Source organism: Caulobacter sp. GW821-FHT12D05 (assembly GCF_058807295.1).
Genome location: NZ_JBXAQO010000005.1, coordinates 302,788 through 322,082, shown reverse-complemented (window position 1 = coordinate 322,082; position 19,295 = coordinate 302,788). Strand labels below are relative to the sequence as shown.

Here is a 19,295-nt window from a genome sequence, read left to right as displayed (position 1 = left end):
CGCGGGGTGGAGCAGCCCGGTAGCTCGTCAGGCTCATAACCTGAAGGTCACAGGTTCAAATCCTGTCCCCGCACCCAAGGTCTAAAGTTGGCGCCTAGCGCTTATACGCACCCCGTCCGATTGCGGTCGGGGCTTTTTTGTATCTGTACGTGCAATTTAGAGTGGCATTCGCGCAACGCTCGCTGCCCCAAACGCGAATTTTTCTGCTTTTCGCCGCCTCCCGGTCGACATTCTCCGTTCAAAGCCCATAGCGCAGGGCGCGGTTTTGCGTCATGACTTCCGTCCGGAAGACGCGGGCCGACTATCAGCCCGTCGAATGAGGTGTTTGAGGATAATATGGCGAACGGTGTCGTTAAGTGGTTCAACCCGGCCAAGGGCTTTGGTTTCATTCAGCCCGAGGACGGCGGCCAGGACGTGTTCGTCCACATCGCCGCGGTTGAACGCTCGGGCCTGGCGGGCCTGAACGAGGGTGATCAAGTCAACTACGAGCTGGAAGAAGATCGCCGCTCGGGCAAGACTTCGGCCGGCAACCTGCGCGTGACGGGTCAAGGCGCTGTTCCGGCCGGTGGCGGTCGTGGCGGCCCCGGTGGCGCGCGTCCTCCGCGCAGCTTCGACGGTCCGCGCGGCGGCGCCGGCGGTGGCGGCGGCAGCTTCTCGGCCGGCACCGGCGAGAGCGGCACCGGCGTCGTGAAGTGGTTCAACACCACCAAGGGCTTCGGCTTCATCCAGCCGGACAACGGCGGCGGCGACATCTTCGTGCACATCTCGGCCGTCGAGCGCGCTGGTCTGCGTGGCCTGAACGAAGGCCAGCAAGTCGGTTACGAGCTTGAGCAGGACCGTCGTTCGGGCAAGACCTCGGCCGGCAACCTGCGCATCCTCTAAGGCTGCGCCCTGAGCCTGCCTTCTCAGGCAGGCTCACTCTTAAGGTTTGAGCGCTCCGCGCTCGGGGAAAGGGCCGCCCCGGAGGGACGGCCTTTTCAGAGACTTTTGAGAGGCCCCGCCGACGCTGAGGCATCGGACGGGGCCTCTTGGCATTCCGGGAGCAGGCTTTCTAAGCTGCTCGGAAGCCCTCCAGACGCCAAAGAAAAGCCCCGCTGACGCTTGCGCGTCGCGGGGCTTTTTGCGTTCAGGCCGGGCCTGCGAGGGGAGGCCTTAGGCCTCCGTACGGGCCCGTTCCGAGGCCGCCTGGTTCACCGCCAGGGCCGTCAGGTTGACGATGCCGCGCGCCGTGACGCTGGGGATCAGGGCGTGCACCGGCTTGCTCATGCCCAGCAGCACCGGACCGACCAGCAGGCTCTCGGTGGCGGCGCTGAGCAGGGTCAGGCCGATATTGGCCGCGTCCAGGGTCGGCATGACCAGCAGGTTGGCCGAGCCCTTCAGCGGGCTGTCGGCGACCATGCGCTCGCGCAGGTGTTGGCTGAGGGCGGCGTCGGCGTGCATCTCGCCATCGACCTCGAGATCCGGCGCCTGCTCACGCAGGATGGCCAGGGCCTCGCGCATCTTGCGAGCGGTCGGCGAGTTGCTGGCCCCGAACGAGGAGTGCGAGAGCAGGGCGGCCTTGGGCGTCAGGCCAAAGCGCCGGACGGCCTCGGCGGCCAGTTGGGTGCACTCGGCGATCTGCTCGGCGGTCGGGTCGACATTGACGTGGGTGTCGCAGAAGAACAGCGTGCCGTTGTCCAGGATCAGCGACGACATGGCGTAGACGCGGCTGACGTTCTCGCGGCGCGGGATGATCGGCAGCACATAGGTCATGTGCTGCCACCAGTCGCCGCTGCCGCCGACCAGGGCGGCCTCGACATAGCCCGACGACAGCAGCATCGAGGCGGCCACCGTGCGGCGGCCCTCGACGCGGCGCTGGGCGGCGATCGGCGGCACGCCACGACGGCCGACCAGGCCCTGATATTCCTTCACCAGCGGGGCGAAGAGGTCCTTGTCGGCCTGCGGATCGACGATCTCGACCTTGCCGCCGATGTCCAGGCGCAGGCCCATCTCGGCGATGCGGGCCTTGATGACCTCGCGGCGGCCGATCAGCACCGGCAGGGCCAGGCCTTCATCGACGACGGTCTGGACGGCGCGCAGCACGCGTTCGTCCTCGCCCTCGGCATAGGCGACCTTGACCGGCGCCTTGCGGGCCCGCTCGAACACCGGCCGCATCAGCTGGCCCGAGCGGTAGACGAACAGCTCCAGCTCCTGGCGGTAGGCGTCGAAGTCGGCGATCGGCCGGGTGGCGACGCCTGAGTCCATGGCCGCCTTGGCCACGGCTGGCGCGATCTGCAGGATCAGGCGCGGGTCGAAGGGCTTGGGGATGATGTACTGCGGGCCGAACATCGGCGCGACGCCGCCATAGGCGCTGGCGACCACTTCCGAAGCCTCGGCGCGGGCCAGCTCGGCGATGGCCTCGACGGCCGCGACCTTCATGGCCTCATTGATCTCGGACGCGCCGACGTCCAGGGCACCCCGGAAGATGAACGGGAAGCAGAGGACGTTGTTGACCTGGTTGGCGTAGTCGCTGCGGCCGGTGGCCATGATGGCGTCGGGACGGGAGGCCTGGACCAGCTCGGGCAGGATCTCCGGCTCGGGATTGGCCATGGCCAGGATCAGCGGGTTCGGAGCCAGCAGCGGCAGCCATTCCGGCTTGAAGACCCGTGGAGCCGACAGGCCCAGGAAGATGTCGGCGCCGGCGATCACCTCGCCCAGGGTGCGGGCGTCGGTCTGGCGCGCGTAGCGGGCCATGTTGTCGAGCATGTCGTCGTCGCGACCGGCGTACACGACGCCCTTGATGTCGGTCAGGGTGACGTTCTCGACCGGCAGACCCATCGAGACCAGCAGGTCGACGCAGGCGAGGGCGGCCGCGCCGGCGCCCGAGGTCACCAGCTTGACGTCCTTCAGCGTCTTGCCCTGGACGAGCAGGGCGTTGCGGACGGCGGCGGCGCAGACGATGGCGGTGCCGTGCTGGTCGTCGTGGAAGACCGGGATGTTCATCCGCTCGCGCAGGGTGCGCTCGATGATGAAACACTCGGGAGCCTTGATGTCCTCCAGATTGACGCCGCCGAAAGTCGGCTCCAGGGCCGCGACCACTTCGATGAAACGATCGGGATCCTCGGCGTCGACTTCGATGTCGAACACGTCGATGCCGGCGAACTTCTTGAAGAGGACGGCCTTGCCCTCCATGACCGGCTTGCTGGCCAGCGGACCGATATTGCCCAGGCCCAGCACGGCGGTGCCGTTCGAGATCACGGCCACCAGGTTGCCGCGCGCGGTGTAGTCGCGGGCGGTGTCGGGATCGGCGGCGATGGCTTCGCAGGGCGCGGCGACGCCGGGGGAGTAGGCCAGGCCGAGGTCGCGCTGGGTGGCCATGCGCTTGGTGGCTTCGATCGCCAGTTTCCCGGGCCGCGGAAGACGGTGGTAGTCCAGGGCGGCTTTACGGAAATCCTCGTCCATCGATCGTTCCTCTGGGCGGCCTGCGCGGCGCGTTTGGAAGGCTTCGTCTGGTGCGAAGCGTCAAAGCCTTTGCTAGCGGGGTTGGCGCGGCAATTCCAACCCTTCGCCGCCTGTCGGGCGTTTTTTCTTGGTACCGGTACCAATCGACGCCCGCGCGAACGGTGATTTACGGCTCTCACAAGTAATAAATCTATTATATATTGCCTCCGCTTCGGGCGCCTTACGCCCCCTTGTTCGGCGCTAGGCCTTCCGGCGCGATCCGTGTGGGGCAAGGCGCTGGACAAAGGCGCCCGGAGCGACCGAGATCGACTCTGCGATGAGATCAGAGGGCGGAGCATGAGCGGACTGACGACACATATCCTCGACCAGGCGTCCGGCAAGCCGGCGGCCGACGTCGCGGTGCGAGTGTCGCGACGCGAGGGCGGTAACGTCCATCTGCTGGCGGAATTCCGCACGGACGCCGACGGCCGTGCGCGGCTTATCGCCGGCGAGGCCCTGGAGGTCGGCGGATACCGCCTGGAGTTCGCGATCGGCGAGCACTTCCAGGCGTCCGGTCTGGCGGTCACCGACCCGCCGTTCCTGGACGTGGTGGTCATCGATTTCGCCGTCTCGAACGTAGAGCAGCACTGGCACGTGCCGCTGCTGGTCTCGCCGTACGGCTATTCGACCTATCGGGGCAGCTGATGGGCGAGACGATCCGCTTCCTGCTGGACGGCCAGGTGCAGGAGGTCAAAGGGGCCAACCCGACGACGACCTTGCTGGAGCACCTGCGCGGCCCGATGCGGCGGACGGGGACCAAGGAGGGCTGCGCGGAGGGCGACTGCGGGTCGTGCACCGTGCTGGTCGGCGAGGCGGATGGGGAGGGCGTGGCCTGGCGGGCGGTCAATAGCTGCATCCAGTTCCTGCCGATGTTGCATGGCAAGGCGCTGCTGACGGTCGAGAATTTGGGCAAGGGTGGCACGCTGCACCCTGTCCAGCAGGCCATGGTCGAGAAGCATGGCTCGCAGTGCGGCTTCTGCACGCCGGGCATTGTCATGTCGCTGTACGGCCGGGCTATCGCGGCAAAGGGCGCGGCCGCGCCGGTCGGCGAAGTGTTGGCCGGGAACCTGTGCCGCTGCACCGGCTATGGCCCGATCATAGAGGTGGCTAAGGGTGTCGAGGCCGAGGCGGCACCGACGATCGATCTCAGCGCGGTGCGCGACGAGACGATGCTGAGCCTCAGCTTCGAGGACGAGATTCACGGCGTCACCCGGACGTGGCTGTCGCCGCGCTCGGTGGACGAACTGGCCCAGGCCTATCTGGAGTATCCGGACGCGACGATCGTGGCCGGGGCGACCGATGTCGGCCTGTGGGTCACCAAGCTTCGCAAGCCGCTGCCGACGTTGATCAGCGTGTCCGAGGTCGCAGAGCTGAAGGTGCTTGAGGAGACCGCTGACGGTCTGCGGATCGGCGCCGGCGTTCGGTATGTCGATGCGATCGAGGCAGTGGCCAAACTCTATCCGGACCTGGGCCAGATGATGCGGCGGCTGGGGTCTACCCAGGTGCGCAACAGCGGCACGATCGGCGGAAACATCGCCAACGGTTCGCCGATCGGCGACATGCCGCCGGCCTTGATCGCGGCAGGCGCGACCTTGGTCCTGCGTCGGGGCGACGAGCGGCGTGAGATGCCGCTGGAAGCTTTCTTTCTCGACTATCAGAAACAGGACCGTCGGCCTGGTGAGTTCGTCGAGGCGGTGATCGCGCCGAAGCTGGACACCGCCCGGATCTTCAAGGTCTTCAAGCTGTCCAAGCGCTTCGACCAGGACATCTCGGCGGTGTGCGGGGCGTTCTCGGTGGCGGTCGAGGGGGGGGGCGTGACCGACGCTCGCATTGCTTTCGGCGGCCTGGCCGGCACGCCTAAGCGGGCCAAGGCCTGCGAGGCGGCGCTGGTCGGCCAGCCGTGGAGCGAGGCGACGATCGATGTCGCGATGGCCGCGCTCGACACCGACTACACGCCGATGAGCGACATGCGCGCCTCGGCGGCCTACCGGTCGCTGGCGGCGAGGAATATGCTGCGCAAGGTGTTCCTGGAGAGCCAGGACGTCGAAACCCGCGTCGTTCCGGAGAGCGCCCATGGCTGACTCCGCAGCCACCGCCCCCGTCCAGAGCGCCTTCCAAGGCGTGTCCGCGCCGCTGCCGCATGACAGCGCCGCGCGGCACGTGGCGGGCTCGGCGGTCTATATCGACGACATGCCCGAGCCGGCCGGCCTGTTGCACGTGGCCTTCGGCATGAGCACCAAGGCGCATGCCAAGATCACCAAGATGGACCTGTCGGCCGTCCGCACCGCGCCCGGCGTGGTGCTGGTGCTGAGCGCCGAGGACATCCCCGGCGAGAACGACGTCAGCCCCGTCATCCATGACGACAAGCTGTTCGCCGCCGGTGAGGTCTATTGCGTCGGCCAGAGCCTGTTCGCCGTAGCCGCCACGTCGCTGGCCGCCGCCCGCGCCGCGACAGCCAAGGCCGTGGTCGAGTACGAGGACCTGCCTGCCGCTATCGATATCGCCGCCGCCCGCGCCCTGGACCTGAAGATCGAGGCGTCCCAGCGCATGGCGCGGGGCGACGCCCAGGCCGCGCTGGCGACCTCTCCCGGCCGCGTCCAAGGCAAGTTCACGATCGGCGGCCAGGACCACTTCTATCTCGAAGGCCAGATCGCCCTGGCCACCCCGCGCGAGGATGGCGACGTCCACGTCTGGTCCTCGACCCAGCATCCCACCGAGGTGCAGCACCTGATCGCTCGCGTGCTGGGGCGGCCCGACCACAGCGTCACCGTCGAGGTGCGCCGCATGGGCGGGGGCTTTGGCGGTAAAGAGACACAAGCCTCGCTTTTCGCCGCCGCCGCCGCCCTGGTCGCCGTGAAGACCGGCCGCCCGGCCAAGGCGCGTCCCGACCGCGACGAGGACATGGTCATGACCGGCAAGCGGCATGACTTCGAGGCCGCCTACGATGTCGGCTTCGACGACGAGGGCCGGCTGACCGGCCTGTTCCTGGAACTAGCTTCGCGCTGCGGGGCGACGACCGACCTGTCGATGGCCATCAACGACCGGGCGATGTTCCACGTCGACAACACTTATTTCCTGCCGGCCATCGAGATCGTCTCGCATCGCTATCGGACCCACACGGTGTCGAACACCGCGTTCCGAGGCTTTGGCGGACCGCAGGGCATGATCGCCATCGAGCGGGTGATGGACGCCGTGGCCGCCGCCACCGGGATCGATCCGCTGGAGGTGCGTCGCCGCAACCTCTATGGCGGCGAGGGCCGCAACCTGACGCCCTACCACCAGGTGGTGGAGGACAATGTCGCGCCGCAGCTGATCGACGAGCTGGCCGCCTCGTGCGCCTACGCGGCCCGCCGTCGCGAGATCGAGGCGTTCAACCGCACCAGCCCGGTGCTGAAGAAGGGCATCGCCCTGACGCCGGTGAAGTTCGGCATCTCGTTCACGACGACCTTCCTGAACCAGGCCGGCGCGCTGATCCATCTTTATGCCGACGGCTCGATCATGCTGAACCATGGCGGCACCGAGATGGGGCAGGGGCTGAACGTCAAGATCGCCCAGATCGTGGCCAACGCCTTCCAGGTCGAGATCGGTCGAGTGAAGATCACCTCGACCGTCACCGACAAGGTGCCCAACACCTCGGCAACCGCCGCCTCGTCGGGCGCGGACCTGAACGGCATGGCGGCCCTCAATGCGGCCGAGACCATCAAGGCGCGGCTGGTCGAATTCGCGGCCAAGAAGTGGAACTGCCCCGAGCACGACATCGCCTTCACGCCCGACGGCGTGCGGGTCTGCGGCGAGACCTTCGAGTTCGGCTGGTTCATCCGCCAGGCCTATCTGGCGCGGATTTCGCTGTCCTCGACCGGCTACTACGCCACGCCGAAGATCCACTACGACCGCGCCACCCACACCGGCCGGCCGTTCTACTACTTCGCCTATGGCGCGGCCTGCAGCGAGGTGCTGATCGACACCCTGACCGGCGAGATGAAGGTCACCCGCGCCGACATCCTGCACGACGTCGGCAAGTCGCTGAATCCGGCCATCGATCTGGGCCAGATCGAGGGCGGTTTCGTCCAGGGCATGGGATGGCTGACGACCGAGGAACTGGTCTACGACTCGCAAGGGCGCCTGCGGACCCACGCGCCGTCGACCTACAAGATCCCGACCTGCGGCGACCGGCCGGCGCATCTGGATGTTCGCCTGTGGAAGGCCGGCCGCAATGTCGAGGCCACAGTCCATCGCTCCAAGGCGGTCGGCGAGCCGCCGCTGATGCTGGCGATCTCGGTGCACAGCGCCATCAACCACGCCGTGGCCAGCGTGGGCGACCACAAGGTCTTCCCGCAGCTGGATGCGCCCGCGACGCCGGAAGCGATCCTGATGGCGTGCGAGGACGTGCGGAGACGCAGCCATGCGTAACTGGGCCCGCGCCGCCCTGGCTCGCCTGGACGCCCACGACGAGGCCGCCCTGGTCACCGTGCTGGCGACCGAGGGCTCGGCCCCGCGCGAGGCCGGGACCAAGATGGTGGTCTGGCGCGGCGGGCAGTCGGGCACGATCGGCGGCGGCAATCTGGAATACCGCGTCGCCGACCAAGCGCGGCGGATGCTGGACGGCGGCCAGGCCCACTTCGCGATCCAGGACTATCCGCTGGGGCCGCTGCTGGCCCAGTGCTGCGGCGGCCGGGTGCGCCTCTTTCTCGAGCGCCTGAACGACAACAGCCGCGACTGGCTGACCGAGGCCGCCAAACGGATGGACGCGGCCCAGCCGTTCGAGGTCCGCACCCGCTTCGATCCCGGCCTGCTGACCAAGGTGGTCGCGCCGATCCTGTCCACCGACGCCGAAGGGCCGGCCGTCTCGTTCGGTGTTGCCGCCGCCACTGCGCGCGGCGCGCGGCCCGAGCTGGGTGACGTGATGGTCGAGCGCGCCGACGCGCCGCGTCCGCCGCTGCTGCTGTTCGGCGCCGGCCATGTGGGGCAGGCCATCGCCAAGGCCTTCGAGCCGCTGCCGTTCCGCCTGGCCTGGTACGACACCCGTCCGGAGACCGCCGACATCCCCGGCGTCACCGTGCTGGACGCAGACGAGATGGCCGCCAAGGCTAGGGCTGCGAGCCCCGACGCCTATGGCCTCGTCCTGACCCACGACCACGCCCTCGACTACGCCCTGGTCGCGGCTGGGCTGGCCGGCGGCGGTTTCAGCTATTTCGGGGTCATCGGCTCGGGCACCAAACGCGCCAGGTTCATGCGCCGGTTACGCGACGATGGTTTCTCGGAAGTCGTGCTGACCCGCCTGACCTGTCCCATCGGCTTGCCACATTTGAAGAGCAAGGCGCCGGAGGTGATCGCGGTGTCGGTCGCCGCCGATCTTTTGATGCGCCAGGAAGCGGCGCGAGCCCGTAACGACGAGAAGACCAGTGCAAGCTTATAGGGCGTCGATCCTCCACCTGCTGGACGATCCGACCAAGAACGAGGAAGGCGCGGTCGCCTTCCACAAGGACGGCCTCCTGCTGGTCGAGGACGGCCGCATCGCCGGCTGCGGCGAGTATGCCGAGCTGTCGCCGTGGCTGGGCGACGCCGAGCTGCACGACCTGTCCGGCCACCTGATCACGCCCGGCTTCATCGACACCCACATCCACTTCCCGCAGGTCGACATCATCGCCGCCCACGGCAAGCAGTTGCTGGATTGGCTGGAGCAGCACACCTTCCCGGCCGAGGCGGCCTTCGCCGATCCCAAGCACGCGACGGAGACGGCGGCGTTCTTCCTCGACGAGCTGCTGCGCAACGGCACGACGACGGCCCTGGTGTTCGGCTCGGTGCACAAGGTCTCGGTCGACGCCCTGTTTGCCGAGGCCTTCGATCGCGACATGCGGCTGATCGCCGGCAAGTCGCTGATGGACCGCAATGCGCCCGACGGCCTGACCGACACGGTCGGGAGCAGCCTGGCCGACATGGAGCAGCTGATCGCCGACTGGCACGGCAAGGGCCGGCTCGGCTACGCCGTCACCCCGCGTTTCGCGATCAGCTGCAGCGACGCCCAGCTGAAGATGGCCGGCGACCTCTTGGCCCTGCATCCCGACGTCTGGATGCAGACCCACCTGTCGGAGAACGTCCACGAGATCAAGGAAACGGCCAAGCTGTTCCCCAAGGCCAAGGACTATCTGGACGTCTATGACCGCTTCGGCCTGCTGCGCCAGCGTTCGGTCTTCGCCCACTGCGTCCACCTGAAGGGCGAGGCCTTCCAGCGCCTGGCGACCAAGGGCGGGGCGGTGGCGTTCTGCCCGACCTCGAACCTCTTTTTGGGCTCGGGCCTGTTCCCGCTGGAAGAGGCCTGCTCGCACGGCGTGAAGGTCGGCATCGGCACCGACGTCGGGGCCGGCACCAGCTTCTCGATCCTCCACACCCTGGGCGAGGCCTACAAGGTGGGGCAGCTGCGCGGCGACGCGCTGGATCCGTTCCATGCGCTGTACCTGGCCACGCTGGGCGGGGCGCGGGCGCTGGATCTGGACAAGGAGATCGGCAACCTGGAGCCGGGGAAAGAGGCCGACTTCGTGGTGCTGGACTTGGCCGCGACGCCGCTGCTGGCAAGGCGGCTGGCGGAGACGAAGAGCCTGGAGAACAAGCTGTTCGCGCTGACGGTGCTGGGGGATGACCGGGTGGTGGCGCGGACGTATCTGGCGGGGGTGGAGCGGTGGCGGCGGGACTCAGCACAGGCCCCCACCTGACCTCGCTGCGCGAGGTCTGTCCGCCCCCAAGCGGGGCGGAGGAAAACCTGCCGCCCCGCCTGAAGCGGTCGTGATCTCTCCTCCCCCTTTGGGGGAGGGGGACCGCCGAACGGCGGTGGAGGGGCCTTACCCGTGCGCCGCCTTCATCGTGTCGGCGTACAGCTTCAGCAGCCGATCGCCGTCGACAGCGATAGTCGCCGCCTGGATCGGCTGGTCATCCCAAGCGCTCGGCCCGAACAGCTCCCCTTCAGGGCTCTGGCAGGTCTGGCCCAAGGTAATCCCCTCGGTCACCACCCGCACCGCGCCACGCCGCACCTCAAACAACGTCGGATCGATCACGAGCGCCACCGCCGCCGCGTCATGCACGCAGCAGCCGACGATCCCATCTCGGCCGCCGTAGAACGCCGCATAGGGCTTGGAAATCTCGTTCAAGAACCCGCCGGCGTCGGAACCATCGGCGGCCAGCGCTTCCATGAACTCGGGCGACATCACCACCTGCGTGGTCACGTCGAGGCTGACGGCGGTGAGCGCCCACGGCGCGGTGAACACCTGGTCCGCCGCTTCCGGGTCGTTCCAGATATTGGCCTCGGCCACGGGCGTCACGTTACCCGGCTTGCCGGCCACGCCGAACGCGCCGCCCATGATCACCACGGACTTCAGCAAGGTCGCCACTTCCGGATCGGCCTGCAGCGCCAAAGCGAGGTTGGTCAGCGGGCCCACGGCGCACAGCACCACCTCGCCCGGATACTGGCGGGCCAGGTCGATGATCGCCTGGTGGGCCGGCTTGGCTTCCGGTTGGGCGGGGACCAGGCCCGTCAGCTCGACGTCACCCAGGCCGTTGATGCCGTGCACGAAGGTCGGCGACGGGTTGCGCGGGCGGGTCAGCGGCTTGTCGGTCCCCTTGTAGACCGGCGCCTTCAGGCCGAAGCGGTCCTTCAGGTACAGCGCGTTGCGCGTCGTGGTCTCGATGTCGGAATTGCCGAAGATGGTCGTCACCGCGATCAGGTCGAGGGCGGGGCTCGCCTCGATGAACAGCAGGGCCATCGCGTCGTCGATGCCGGGGTCGGTGTCGAAAATGATCTTGGTCGTCATCTGGAGGCTCTAGCGCTTTTCGTCGTCGGAGGCGAGGCGCTGGTCGGCCCCGCCCTGCATCAGGGACACGTGGGCCGAGGCGACCTTCCAGCCGGCCTCGGTGCGGATCCAGGTCTGGCTCTGGCGGCCGATCTTGCCGCTGTCGTCGCGGCGGAATTCGACATTGGCCACGGCGAAGTCGGCGCCGAAGGTGGTGATCTCGGTCCGCAACCGCGTGCGGGGCGGCGAGCCGCCGGCGCGGCCGACGCGGAACGCGGCGATCTCATCGAAGCTCCACAGGTTCTCGGCCACGCCCAGCCGCACGGTATGGGGCGAGTTCCAGAACGCACCGTCCAGCGCCTCGACGTCGTTGCTCATCAGCGCCGCCTCATAGGCGTCGACCAGGGCGGTGACCTGCGCCAGCACGGCGGGATCGTTGACGATCATAGGGCGCCTTTCGGAGCGTGGGCCGCCACGACGCCGTCGCGTTGCAAGCGCAGGGCGGCGGCGAAGGCCAGGTCCTCGCGCCAGGCCGGAGCGATGATCTGCACGCCGATCGGCAGCTGGCCCGGACGGTTCACCGGCGCGGCCACGACCGGCAGGCCGACATAGCTGATCGGCTGGGTGTAGGCGCCCAGGTTCTTGCGCACCGAGACGGGAACGCCGTCCACGTCCATGGTCGCTTGGCCGATCGGCGGGGCGGGGCAGACCGAGGCCGGGGCCAGCAGGACGTCGTAGCGCTGGAAGGCCTCGCGCACCTGGTCGCGGAAGACGGTGCGATACCGCTGGGCCGCTTGGTGCACGCCCGCCGGCAGCAGGGCGCCGGCCAATAGGCGGTCGCGGACGGCGGGGTCGTAGTCCATGGCGCGGGCGGCCAGGTCATCGTGGTGCAGCTGCCCGCCCTCGAAGGCGGTCAGGCTGAAGGCGGCGGCGCGGGCGGCGGCCGCGCCGGGCAGCTGGACCAGGTCGTCGGCCTTCAGCGCCACGGCGACGCGGCCCAGGGCCTCCAGCACTTCCGGGAACGCGCCTTGCTGGAACCAGCCGCCCAGGACGCCGACGCGTAGCGGCCGTTCGGCCAGCTCGTCGAGACGGGCCGACAGCGGCTCGGCCGCACGCACGCAGATGTGGTCGCCGGCGGGATCGGCGCCCTGCATGACGTCATAGGCCAGGGCCAGGTCCTCGACCGACCGCGCGAAGGGGCCGACATGGTCCAGGCTCTCGACGAACGGGAACACGCCCTGGCGCGACAGGCGGCCATAGGTGGGCTTCAGGCCGAAGACGCCGCATAGGCCGGCCGGGATGCGGATCGAGCCGTTGGTGTCCGAGCCCAGGGTCAGGGGCACGAGCCCTGCCGCCACGGCCGCCGCCGAACCGCCCGAAGAGCCGCCGGCGATCCGTGTCGGGTCGTGCGGATTGTAGACCGGCCCGTCGTGGGCGTTCTCGGTGACGAAGCCGTAGGCGAACTCGTCCATGTTCAGCGCGCCGACCAGGATGGCGCCGGCGGCGGTCAGACGCTGAATCAGCGTTGCGTCATGCGAAGGCGGCGCGGCGTCGCGGCGGATCTTGGAGCCGGCGATGGTCGGCAGGCCTTCGATGTCGAACAGGTTCTTCACCGCGAACGGCACGCCCGCCAGCGGACCCGTGACACGGCCGGCGTCGACTGCATCCGCCTGAGCCAGGGCGCGGTCGGCGGTCACGGCGGTGAAAGCGTTGACGCCCCCGTTCAGGCGCTGGATGCGCGAGAGGGTGGCCTCGGTCACGGACCGGGCGGTGACGCGGCCGGCGCGGACCTCGCCGGCGATCTCGACGACGCTGCAGAAGCTCACGGTTCGAACGCCTCCGGAGGCTCGCCGGCGGCCTCGCCAAGCGCCGAGACGAACAGGCTGGTCTGGGTGCGCAGCAGGGCGATGTTGTCGATCACGCCGGGCAGGATGGGCGACGGGATGGCCAGGTCCCGCTCGGCGGCGCGCGCGGCGGTCCAGGGACCGATCTCGACGTCCTTCAGGTCCAGAAAGCCTTGCGTCTCTGCGTCCAAGCCCATGCGGTCCCCAACAGCATAAGTAAGAAAAAACTTCATACACCCGGGTTCGCTAAACGCGCCAGTCCCGCTTGGCTCAGAACGCACGAGCGCTCAAGGCGGCATCATTCAGCGGCCCGATCGCCCGCGCATCGGGCAGGGAAGGGCGATCGTACACCGGATGGTCCGCCACGCCTTGGGTCAGCGCCCGCTTCGGCGCGAGATGCGCATGTAAGGAAAGGCTTACTTGATGGCGCATCACCGACTGGTCTCCAGCCCCGACACCGTCCGCTTCGGCATGTTCGACGCGGCGTTCGATCCCGTGCTGACGGTGAACCCCGGCGACAGCGTCACCTTCGAGTGCGTCTCAGGCGGGACCGAGGTGATGCCGCCGCCGGGCTCGCCCTACGCCGTACCGGCCGCGCTGCAGGCGATCCACGATAGCAACCCGGCCCGCATCGGTCCGCACATCCTCACGGGCCCAGTGGCCATCGCCGGCGCCGAGCCGGGCGACATGCTGGAGGTCCGCATCGAGGCGGTCGAGCCTAACAACGACTGGGGCTACTGCGCCGTGCGTCCGCTGGCCGGCACGCTGCCCGAGGACTTCCCCGACCGTTATGTCAGCCACATCGCCGTCGACAAGGCGCGCGGCGTCTGCAAGCCGGAGTGGGGTCCCGAACTGCCGCTGGCTCCGTTCTTCGGCACCATGGGCGTGGCCCCGCCGGCCAGGTACGGCCGCCTCTCCAGCCGCGAACCGCGCGAGCACGGCGGCAACATGGACAACAAAGAGCTCACCGCCGGCGCGACCCTGTACCTGCCGGTCTGGGTTCCCGGCGCGAACTTCTCGGTCGGCGACGGCCATGGCCGCCAGGGCGACGGCGAGGTCTGCGTCAACGCGCTGGAGATGGGCCTGACCGGGACCTTCACCTTCATCCTGCACAAGGCCTCCAGCTTCGTTTGGCCCCGCGCCGAGACGCCGACGCACTACATCCTGATGGGCTTCAATGAAGACCTGGACCTGGCCATGAAGCAGGCCTTGCGCGGGACGATCGACTTCATCACGGCGCGCTCGAGCCTGACTCGCGTCCAGGCCTACCAGTTCTGCTCCCTGGCCGTGGACTTCCGCGTCACCCAGACCGTCAACGGTGAGAAAGGCGTCCACGCCCTGCTGGCCAAGGGCCTGCTGTTCTGATCCGAGCGCTGAGTTAACTCAGGGTTGCTTTTTATAATTATCGTCCTGGGCGTGAAAAATTCACTTGAGGTCGATCTTGGGTTGATCGCCAATGCCTCCGCCCCATCCGGGGGCTGGAGGTCTAGGCATGTATCTGGTGGGAACCGCAGGCGACGATATCCTGGTCGGCGACGCTGGCAGCGACACGCTGGAGGGCGGTGCGGGTAACGACTGGCTGATTGGCCAGGGCGGCGCCGACGTCATGGACGGCGGCGACGGAAACGACTTCCTCTATAGCGGCGGCTTCTTCGGCGTGGCGACGACCGGCTCGCTGATGATCGGCGGCGACGGCAACGACTCCATCCAGAGCGGCAATTCCAACGACACCATGCTGGGCGGCGCCGGCGACGACGCCCTGACCGTCGGCGACTACGTCACGACCCGCACCCTTGATGGCGGCGCCGGGAGCGACCTGCTGGCGTTCTCAGGTTTCACCGGCGGCGTGTTCGTCGACCTGAGCAAGACCACCCAGACTGTCGCGCCGGGCGTCGTGCTGACCGTGACCAACGTAGAGAACGTCAACGGCACAGCCGCTGGCGACACCCTGATCGGCGATGCGAACGCCAACATCATGTACGCCCAGGACGGCGACGACTCTCTGTACGGCGGCGACGGGAACGACGGGCTCAGCGGCAATGACGGCGACGACTATATCGTGGGCGGCGCCGGCCAGGATGGGCTGAACGGCGGCGCCGGCGCGGATCTCTTCGTGTTCAATCCGGGCGACAGCGTTTATGGCGCGTCGGACAGCATCTCCGACTTCTCGACCGACGACCACATCGTGTTCACGGATGGGCCGGCCGGAACCAGCGCCAACTATATCGAGCTGGACACGATCGACTTCCTGGCCGTCGGCGCCGTGTTCGCCGGCAGCGACGTTCGTTATGTGGCGATGCAGGTGTTCTCCGACATCTATCTGTTCGCCGACACCGGCGAGGAGGGCGGGGACTACGATCAGATGATCATCCTGACCGGCGCCAACCTCTCTTCGATCGACGCCGGTTCGATCCTGGGGCTGTAACTCCACCTGTGCGCGTGGCGTCGCGATGGACCGAAAGGTCGGATATCGCGCGCCACGTCCATTCCCGGAATGCGCCAACCTGTGGGTGAAAGCCTTGTAGTGTAAGGCCTGCATGTGCCGAAGCGGCACAGTTCGCGCCCAGGGCGACGGGTTTCGTCCTTAATTCTCCCCAAAAGGCTGAATGCGGTTCGGCGCCAGCTTTGCAGTCCCTAGGTCACGCTTCGGTTGTGTTCAGGTTGGGGACGTAAAAAGATGGATCTGCAAGGCACGCAAAACGCCGACACCCTGACGGGCGGCGCGGACAGCGACACGATTTACGGCTTCGGCGGCAACGACACGCTGAAGGGCCTGGCGGGCGATGACGTCCTGGCCGGACACGACGGCAACGACACCCTGCAAGGCGGGGCCGGCGACGACTACCTGCTGGGCGGCGCGGGCAATGACACCCTCGACGGCGGCGACGGCAACGACTGGGCGGCCTACGAGGACGCCACGGCCGGGGTGAAGGTCGACCTGAACATCACCGGCACGCAGAACACCGTCGGCGGCGGGACCGACAAGCTGACCTCGATCGAGAACGTCTACGGCTCGGCCTTCAACGACACCCTGACGGGCAACGCCGGCGACAACATGCTGGTGGGCGACGCCGGCAACGACACGATCAGCGGCGGCAAGGGCAACGACACCCTGTGGGGCGACGCCGGCAACGACGTCCTGGATGGCGGCGACGGCGACGACTACATGGTCGGCGGCGCGGGCGACGACATCATCAAGGGCGGTGCCGGCGACGACTGGAGCTCGTACGAGAACGCCACGGCCGGCGTCACCGTCGATCTGAACAAGACCACGGCCCAGAACACCGGCGGAGCGGGGACCGACACCATCACCGGCGTCGAGCTGCTGTACGGGAGCAAGTTCGACGACGTCCTGACCGGCGACGCCAAGGACAACTACCTGTGGGGCTCGGACGGCAACGACCAGCTGTACGGCGGCGCGGGCGACGACCACCTGTCGGGTGGTCTTGGCGACGACATCATCAACGGCGGCGACGGTTTCGACACGGTCGACTACGGCTTCAGCGAAAAGGGCGTCTGGATCGATCTCCAGCTGTTCGACCAATCCGGCGTCAAGGGCTGGGCCGAGTCCGGCGACAAGCTGGTTTCGATCGAGGCCGTGATGGGCTCGGAATTCAACGACGTCTTCCTGGGCAACGCCGCGGAGAACTATCTGTTCGGCGCTGGCGGCGACGACGTCCTGCTGGGCGTGGGCGGCAACGACACCCTGGACGGCGGCGACGGCGACGATCGCCTGGTGACCAGCGCGACCAGCAATGGCGAGCTGCTGGTCGGCGGCGCCGGCAACGACACCCTGACCTTCTCCAACATCGGTTCGGCCACCCTGGAGGGCGGCGACGGCGACGACATGTTCATGCTGTCCAACACGATGAGCGACGTCGTCGTGCGCGGCGGCGAGGGCGTGGACACGGTGTGGCTGATGAATGGCCTCGGCGCCGATCAGGGCGCAACGATCGACCTGAACCTCACCGGTCGCCAGGGCACGGGCCTGCAGGGCTATGTTGAGATCCAGGGCGTCGAGAACGTCATCGGGACGGGCTTGAGCGACACGATCATCGGCGACGCCAAGAACAACGTCCTGAACGGCCTCCTCGGGGATGACCTGCTAGACGGCGGCGCGGGCTTCGACATCGCGTCCTACGACCGCGCGGTCGGCGGGGTCCGGGTCGATCTGACCAAGCAGGGCGCGGCCCAGGACACGCGCTCCCAGGGCTTCGACATCCTGAAGGGCTTTGAAGGCCTCAAGGGCTCCAGCTTCGGCGATGTTCTGATCGGCGACGCGGGCGCGAACAGCCTCGAAGGCGGTTATGGCGACGATATCCTCGATGGCGGCGCTGGCGCCGACACCGCGATCTACGCCATGGGCTCGTCCAAGGATTACACCTGGACCCGCAACGCCAACGGGACCTGGACGGTCGCCGGCATCGACGGCGTCGACACCCTGCTCAACATCGAAACCCTGAAGTTCTCCGACAAGACGGTGACGCTGTCGCCGTCGACCGCGACGGTGACGCTGGACGAGGTGCTGAAGCCCAAGACCATCATCGCCTCGGCCACCGGCGACCTGCGCGACGCCGTCCTCTCGGACGACGGCCGCACGGCCTATGTCTCGGACAAGGACGGCTACGTCTCGGTGATCGACACCACGACGGGGCAGCTCAGCTTCCGTCTGAAGGTGGGCGCGGACCTGGGCGGTCTGTCCGTCTCGGCGGACGGCCGCTATCTGGTCGCGGCCGAGCACCAGGTGGAAAACTTGGTCAAGGGTTCGATCTGGACGGAGGACCGCGCCACCGCCAAGGTCCACGTCGTGGACCTCGAGACCCACACCGTGAGGGACTATTCGACCACGGTGACCGGCGCGGATCGCGGTTTCGCGGACGCCGCGTTCATGAGCGACGGCACGATCGTCCTCACCCAGGACTATGCCGGCTCGGGCTTTACCGGCCTGACGACGCTGAACCCGACCACGGGCGGCTTCATGGTGACCGGTGCGAGCTTCTTCCAGAGCGGCGCGCTGTCCAGCAGCTTCGACCGCGACCAGGTGCTGATCGCGCCCGCGGGCATCAGCAGCGCCGATATCAACATCTTCACGTTGGGCGGCGGCTTCACGACCCGCATGCACTACTCGTCCGGCTATTCGAACGGGAACGTCGGCGTCCAGGCCATCAACGGGGACGGTTCGATCATCGCCCAGGCCGTCGACGGCCAGATCGTGATCTATGACAAGGTCCTGGACTTCCGGCTGGACCTGCTGTCGTCGCACCCCGAGGTCTCGGCGGTCTACGGGATGGACTTCAGCACCGACGGCCGGCACCTGTTCGTCGTCGAAGCGACGCAGGACCGCGTGTACCAGTTCTCGACCTCGACCTGGGGGCTCGAGCAGACCTACGCCCTGGGCGTGGACATCGATGCGGGCCAGCCGACGGATCATTCCAGCGCCTACGGCAATCATGTCTCGCTGAGCGACAGCGGCGACCGGATGCTGATCTTCGGCGATACGGGCGCTGTCCTGGTCAACATGTTGGGCCTCAAGCCGGTCGAGGCCACGGTCGTGACGATCGGTGGCGCCGCCAACGATACGCTCACGGGCGGGGCGACTTCCGACACGCTCTACGGCAACGGCGGCGCCGACATCCTGTCGGGCGGCCTTGGCGCCGACACGCTGTACGGCGGCGCGAATGACGACCAGCTGTCTGGCGGGGACGGCAACGACCTGCTGATCGGCGGCGACGGCGCCGACACGCTCGATGGCGGTTCGGGCGTCGACATCCTGTACGGCGGCGCCGGCGCGGACATCTTCAAGTTCGGGTTCTGGGAGTCTTACGCCACGAACGACGTGGGCAAAGGCGTCGATGCGATCATGGACTTCCAGTCCATCGACAAGCTGGCCTTCGGCGCGGCGCCGTTCGCTTCGACCTATCGCGAGTTCGCCGTCAACACCTATTCCGAGGCCCAGGAGATCGCCAAGGTCTGGTCGGGCACGACCGCGCGGCACTTCACCAGCGTTCAGGTCGGCACCGACGTCTATGTGTTCGTCGCCGTCACGACCGCCAACAGCGCCGGTCCGGAGAACGTCGTGAAGCTGGTGGGCGTCGACCTCAGCATGATCAGCGAGCAGAACTTCCTCTCGTAGGGGGTTCCGCAACCTCTGCCGCGTCCCCACGTTGACCTACGGTCAGTGTGGGGGCGC

At 67.9% G+C, this 19,295-nt stretch carries 14 protein-coding genes, 1 tRNA gene and 1 pseudogene; 11 read left to right on the top strand and 5 right to left on the bottom strand.

Annotation, left to right across the window (positions count from 1 at the left end; all coding sequences use genetic code 11):
• The 3 genes and pseudogenes from AC1RRR_RS24820 to AC1RRR_RS24810 all read left to right on the top strand — a co-directional run bounded on the left by AC1RRR_RS24820 (position 1) and on the right by AC1RRR_RS24810 (position 882).
• Positions 1 to 77 (top strand) — tRNA-Met (locus AC1RRR_RS24820).
• A 259-nt stretch (positions 78 to 336) separates the two neighbouring features.
• Positions 337 to 540: pseudogene (locus AC1RRR_RS24815) on the top strand (cold-shock protein); the annotation flags it as partial.
• Positions 541 to 687: 147 nt separating this feature from the next.
• The gene (locus AC1RRR_RS24810; RefSeq protein WP_233206781.1) at positions 688 to 882 is read left to right on the top strand and encodes a cold-shock protein; all 195 of its coding nucleotides are present in this window, start codon (positions 688 to 690) and stop codon (positions 880 to 882) included.
• A gap of 270 nt (positions 883 to 1,152) precedes the next feature.
• Here AC1RRR_RS24810 and AC1RRR_RS24805 read toward each other — a convergent pair whose 3' ends face one another.
• Entirely contained in the window at positions 1,153 to 3,441 is a 2,289-nt protein-coding gene (locus tag AC1RRR_RS24805; RefSeq protein ID WP_492817141.1) for an NADP-dependent malic enzyme, read from the bottom strand.
• 336 nt (positions 3,442 to 3,777) lie between these two features.
• Between AC1RRR_RS24805 and uraH the strand changes: the two genes are divergently transcribed.
• From uraH to guaD, 5 genes are read left to right on the top strand one after another with little or no spacing between them, the layout of a single operon-like run.
• Positions 3,778 to 4,125: a hydroxyisourate hydrolase gene (uraH, locus tag AC1RRR_RS24800; RefSeq protein ID WP_492817139.1), complete on the top strand. Its 348-nt coding sequence runs from the start codon at positions 3,778 to 3,780 to the stop codon at positions 4,123 to 4,125.
• Positions 4,125 to 5,561, top strand: coding sequence for a xanthine dehydrogenase small subunit (gene xdhA / locus AC1RRR_RS24795; RefSeq protein WP_492817137.1), 1,437 nt, complete (start codon positions 4,125 to 4,127; stop codon positions 5,559 to 5,561). The genes uraH and xdhA overlap by 1 nt, the downstream gene beginning before the upstream one ends.
• Entirely contained in the window at positions 5,554 to 7,890 is a 2,337-nt protein-coding gene (gene xdhB / locus AC1RRR_RS24790) for a xanthine dehydrogenase molybdopterin binding subunit (protein WP_492817135.1), read from the top strand. Before xdhA ends, xdhB begins: the two co-directional genes overlap by 8 nt.
• Positions 7,883 to 8,896: a xanthine dehydrogenase accessory protein XdhC gene (gene xdhC / locus AC1RRR_RS24785; RefSeq protein WP_492817133.1), complete on the top strand. Its 1,014-nt coding sequence runs from the start codon at positions 7,883 to 7,885 to the stop codon at positions 8,894 to 8,896. The genes xdhB and xdhC overlap by 8 nt, the downstream gene beginning before the upstream one ends.
• Positions 8,883 to 10,190, top strand: a complete 1,308-nt coding sequence (guaD, locus tag AC1RRR_RS24780) for a guanine deaminase (RefSeq protein WP_492817131.1) — start codon at positions 8,883 to 8,885, stop codon at positions 10,188 to 10,190. Before xdhC ends, guaD begins: the two co-directional genes overlap by 14 nt.
• Positions 10,191 to 10,316: 126 nt before the next feature.
• Here the strand turns inward: guaD and AC1RRR_RS24775 are convergent, their stop codons facing one another.
• The 4 genes from AC1RRR_RS24775 to AC1RRR_RS24760 are packed head-to-tail and all read right to left on the bottom strand — an operon-like array spanning position 10,317 to position 13,302.
• The gene (locus tag AC1RRR_RS24775) at positions 10,317 to 11,282 is read right to left on the bottom strand and encodes a nucleoside hydrolase (protein WP_492817129.1); all 966 of its coding nucleotides are present in this window, start codon (positions 11,280 to 11,282) and stop codon (positions 10,317 to 10,319) included.
• A gap of 9 nt (positions 11,283 to 11,291) precedes the next feature.
• Positions 11,292 to 11,708 carry an oxalurate catabolism protein HpxZ gene (hpxZ, locus tag AC1RRR_RS24770; protein ID WP_492817127.1) on the bottom strand — a complete coding sequence of 139 codons (417 nt, stop codon included), beginning with the start codon at positions 11,706 to 11,708 and terminating at the stop codon, positions 11,292 to 11,294.
• Positions 11,705 to 13,087 carry an AtzE family amidohydrolase gene (locus AC1RRR_RS24765; RefSeq protein WP_492817125.1) on the bottom strand — a complete coding sequence of 461 codons (1,383 nt, stop codon included), beginning with the start codon at positions 13,085 to 13,087 and terminating at the stop codon, positions 11,705 to 11,707. The genes hpxZ and AC1RRR_RS24765 overlap by 4 nt, the downstream gene beginning before the upstream one ends.
• A complete protein-coding gene (locus AC1RRR_RS24760) occupies positions 13,084 to 13,302 on the bottom strand; it encodes a hypothetical protein (RefSeq protein ID WP_492817123.1) in 219 nt (72 codons plus the stop codon). Before AC1RRR_RS24760 ends, AC1RRR_RS24765 begins: the two co-directional genes overlap by 4 nt.
• Before the next feature lie 223 nt (positions 13,303 to 13,525).
• Between AC1RRR_RS24760 and AC1RRR_RS24755 the strand changes: the two genes are divergently transcribed.
• From AC1RRR_RS24755 to AC1RRR_RS24745, 3 genes are all read left to right on the top strand, one after another.
• Entirely contained in the window at positions 13,526 to 14,470 is a 945-nt protein-coding gene (locus AC1RRR_RS24755) for an acetamidase/formamidase family protein (protein ID WP_492817121.1), read from the top strand.
• A 127-nt stretch (positions 14,471 to 14,597) separates the two neighbouring features.
• Entirely contained in the window at positions 14,598 to 15,530 is a 933-nt protein-coding gene (locus tag AC1RRR_RS24750) for a calcium-binding protein (RefSeq protein ID WP_492817119.1), read from the top strand.
• Between the two features lie 252 nt (positions 15,531 to 15,782).
• Positions 15,783 to 19,238 carry a calcium-binding protein gene (locus AC1RRR_RS24745; RefSeq protein ID WP_492817117.1) on the top strand — a complete coding sequence of 1,152 codons (3,456 nt, stop codon included), beginning with the start codon at positions 15,783 to 15,785 and terminating at the stop codon, positions 19,236 to 19,238.
• Positions 19,239 to 19,295 lie beyond the last annotated feature (57 nt).

Bases quoted from the DNA above. Each gene is read 5' to 3' on its own strand.
- AC1RRR_RS24805 (WP_492817141.1), bottom strand. From the start codon at position 3,441: ATGGACGAGGATTTCCGTAAAGCCGCCCTGGACTACCACCGTCTTCCG.
- uraH (WP_492817139.1), top strand. From the start codon at position 3,778: ATGAGCGGACTGACGACACATATCCTCGACCAGGCGTCCGGCAAGCCG.
- xdhA (WP_492817137.1), top strand. From the start codon at position 4,125: ATGGGCGAGACGATCCGCTTCCTGCTGGACGGCCAGGTGCAGGAGGTC.
- xdhB (WP_492817135.1), top strand. From the start codon at position 5,554: ATGGCTGACTCCGCAGCCACCGCCCCCGTCCAGAGCGCCTTCCAAGGC.
- xdhC (WP_492817133.1), top strand. From the start codon at position 7,883: ATGCGTAACTGGGCCCGCGCCGCCCTGGCTCGCCTGGACGCCCACGAC.
- AC1RRR_RS24775 (WP_492817129.1), bottom strand. From the start codon at position 11,282: ATGACGACCAAGATCATTTTCGACACCGACCCCGGCATCGACGACGCG.
- hpxZ (WP_492817127.1), bottom strand. From the start codon at position 11,708: ATGATCGTCAACGATCCCGCCGTGCTGGCGCAGGTCACCGCCCTGGTC.
- AC1RRR_RS24760 (WP_492817123.1), bottom strand. From the start codon at position 13,302: ATGGGCTTGGACGCAGAGACGCAAGGCTTTCTGGACCTGAAGGACGTC.
- AC1RRR_RS24750 (WP_492817119.1), top strand. From the start codon at position 14,598: ATGTATCTGGTGGGAACCGCAGGCGACGATATCCTGGTCGGCGACGCT.
- AC1RRR_RS24745 (WP_492817117.1), top strand. From the start codon at position 15,783: ATGGATCTGCAAGGCACGCAAAACGCCGACACCCTGACGGGCGGCGCG.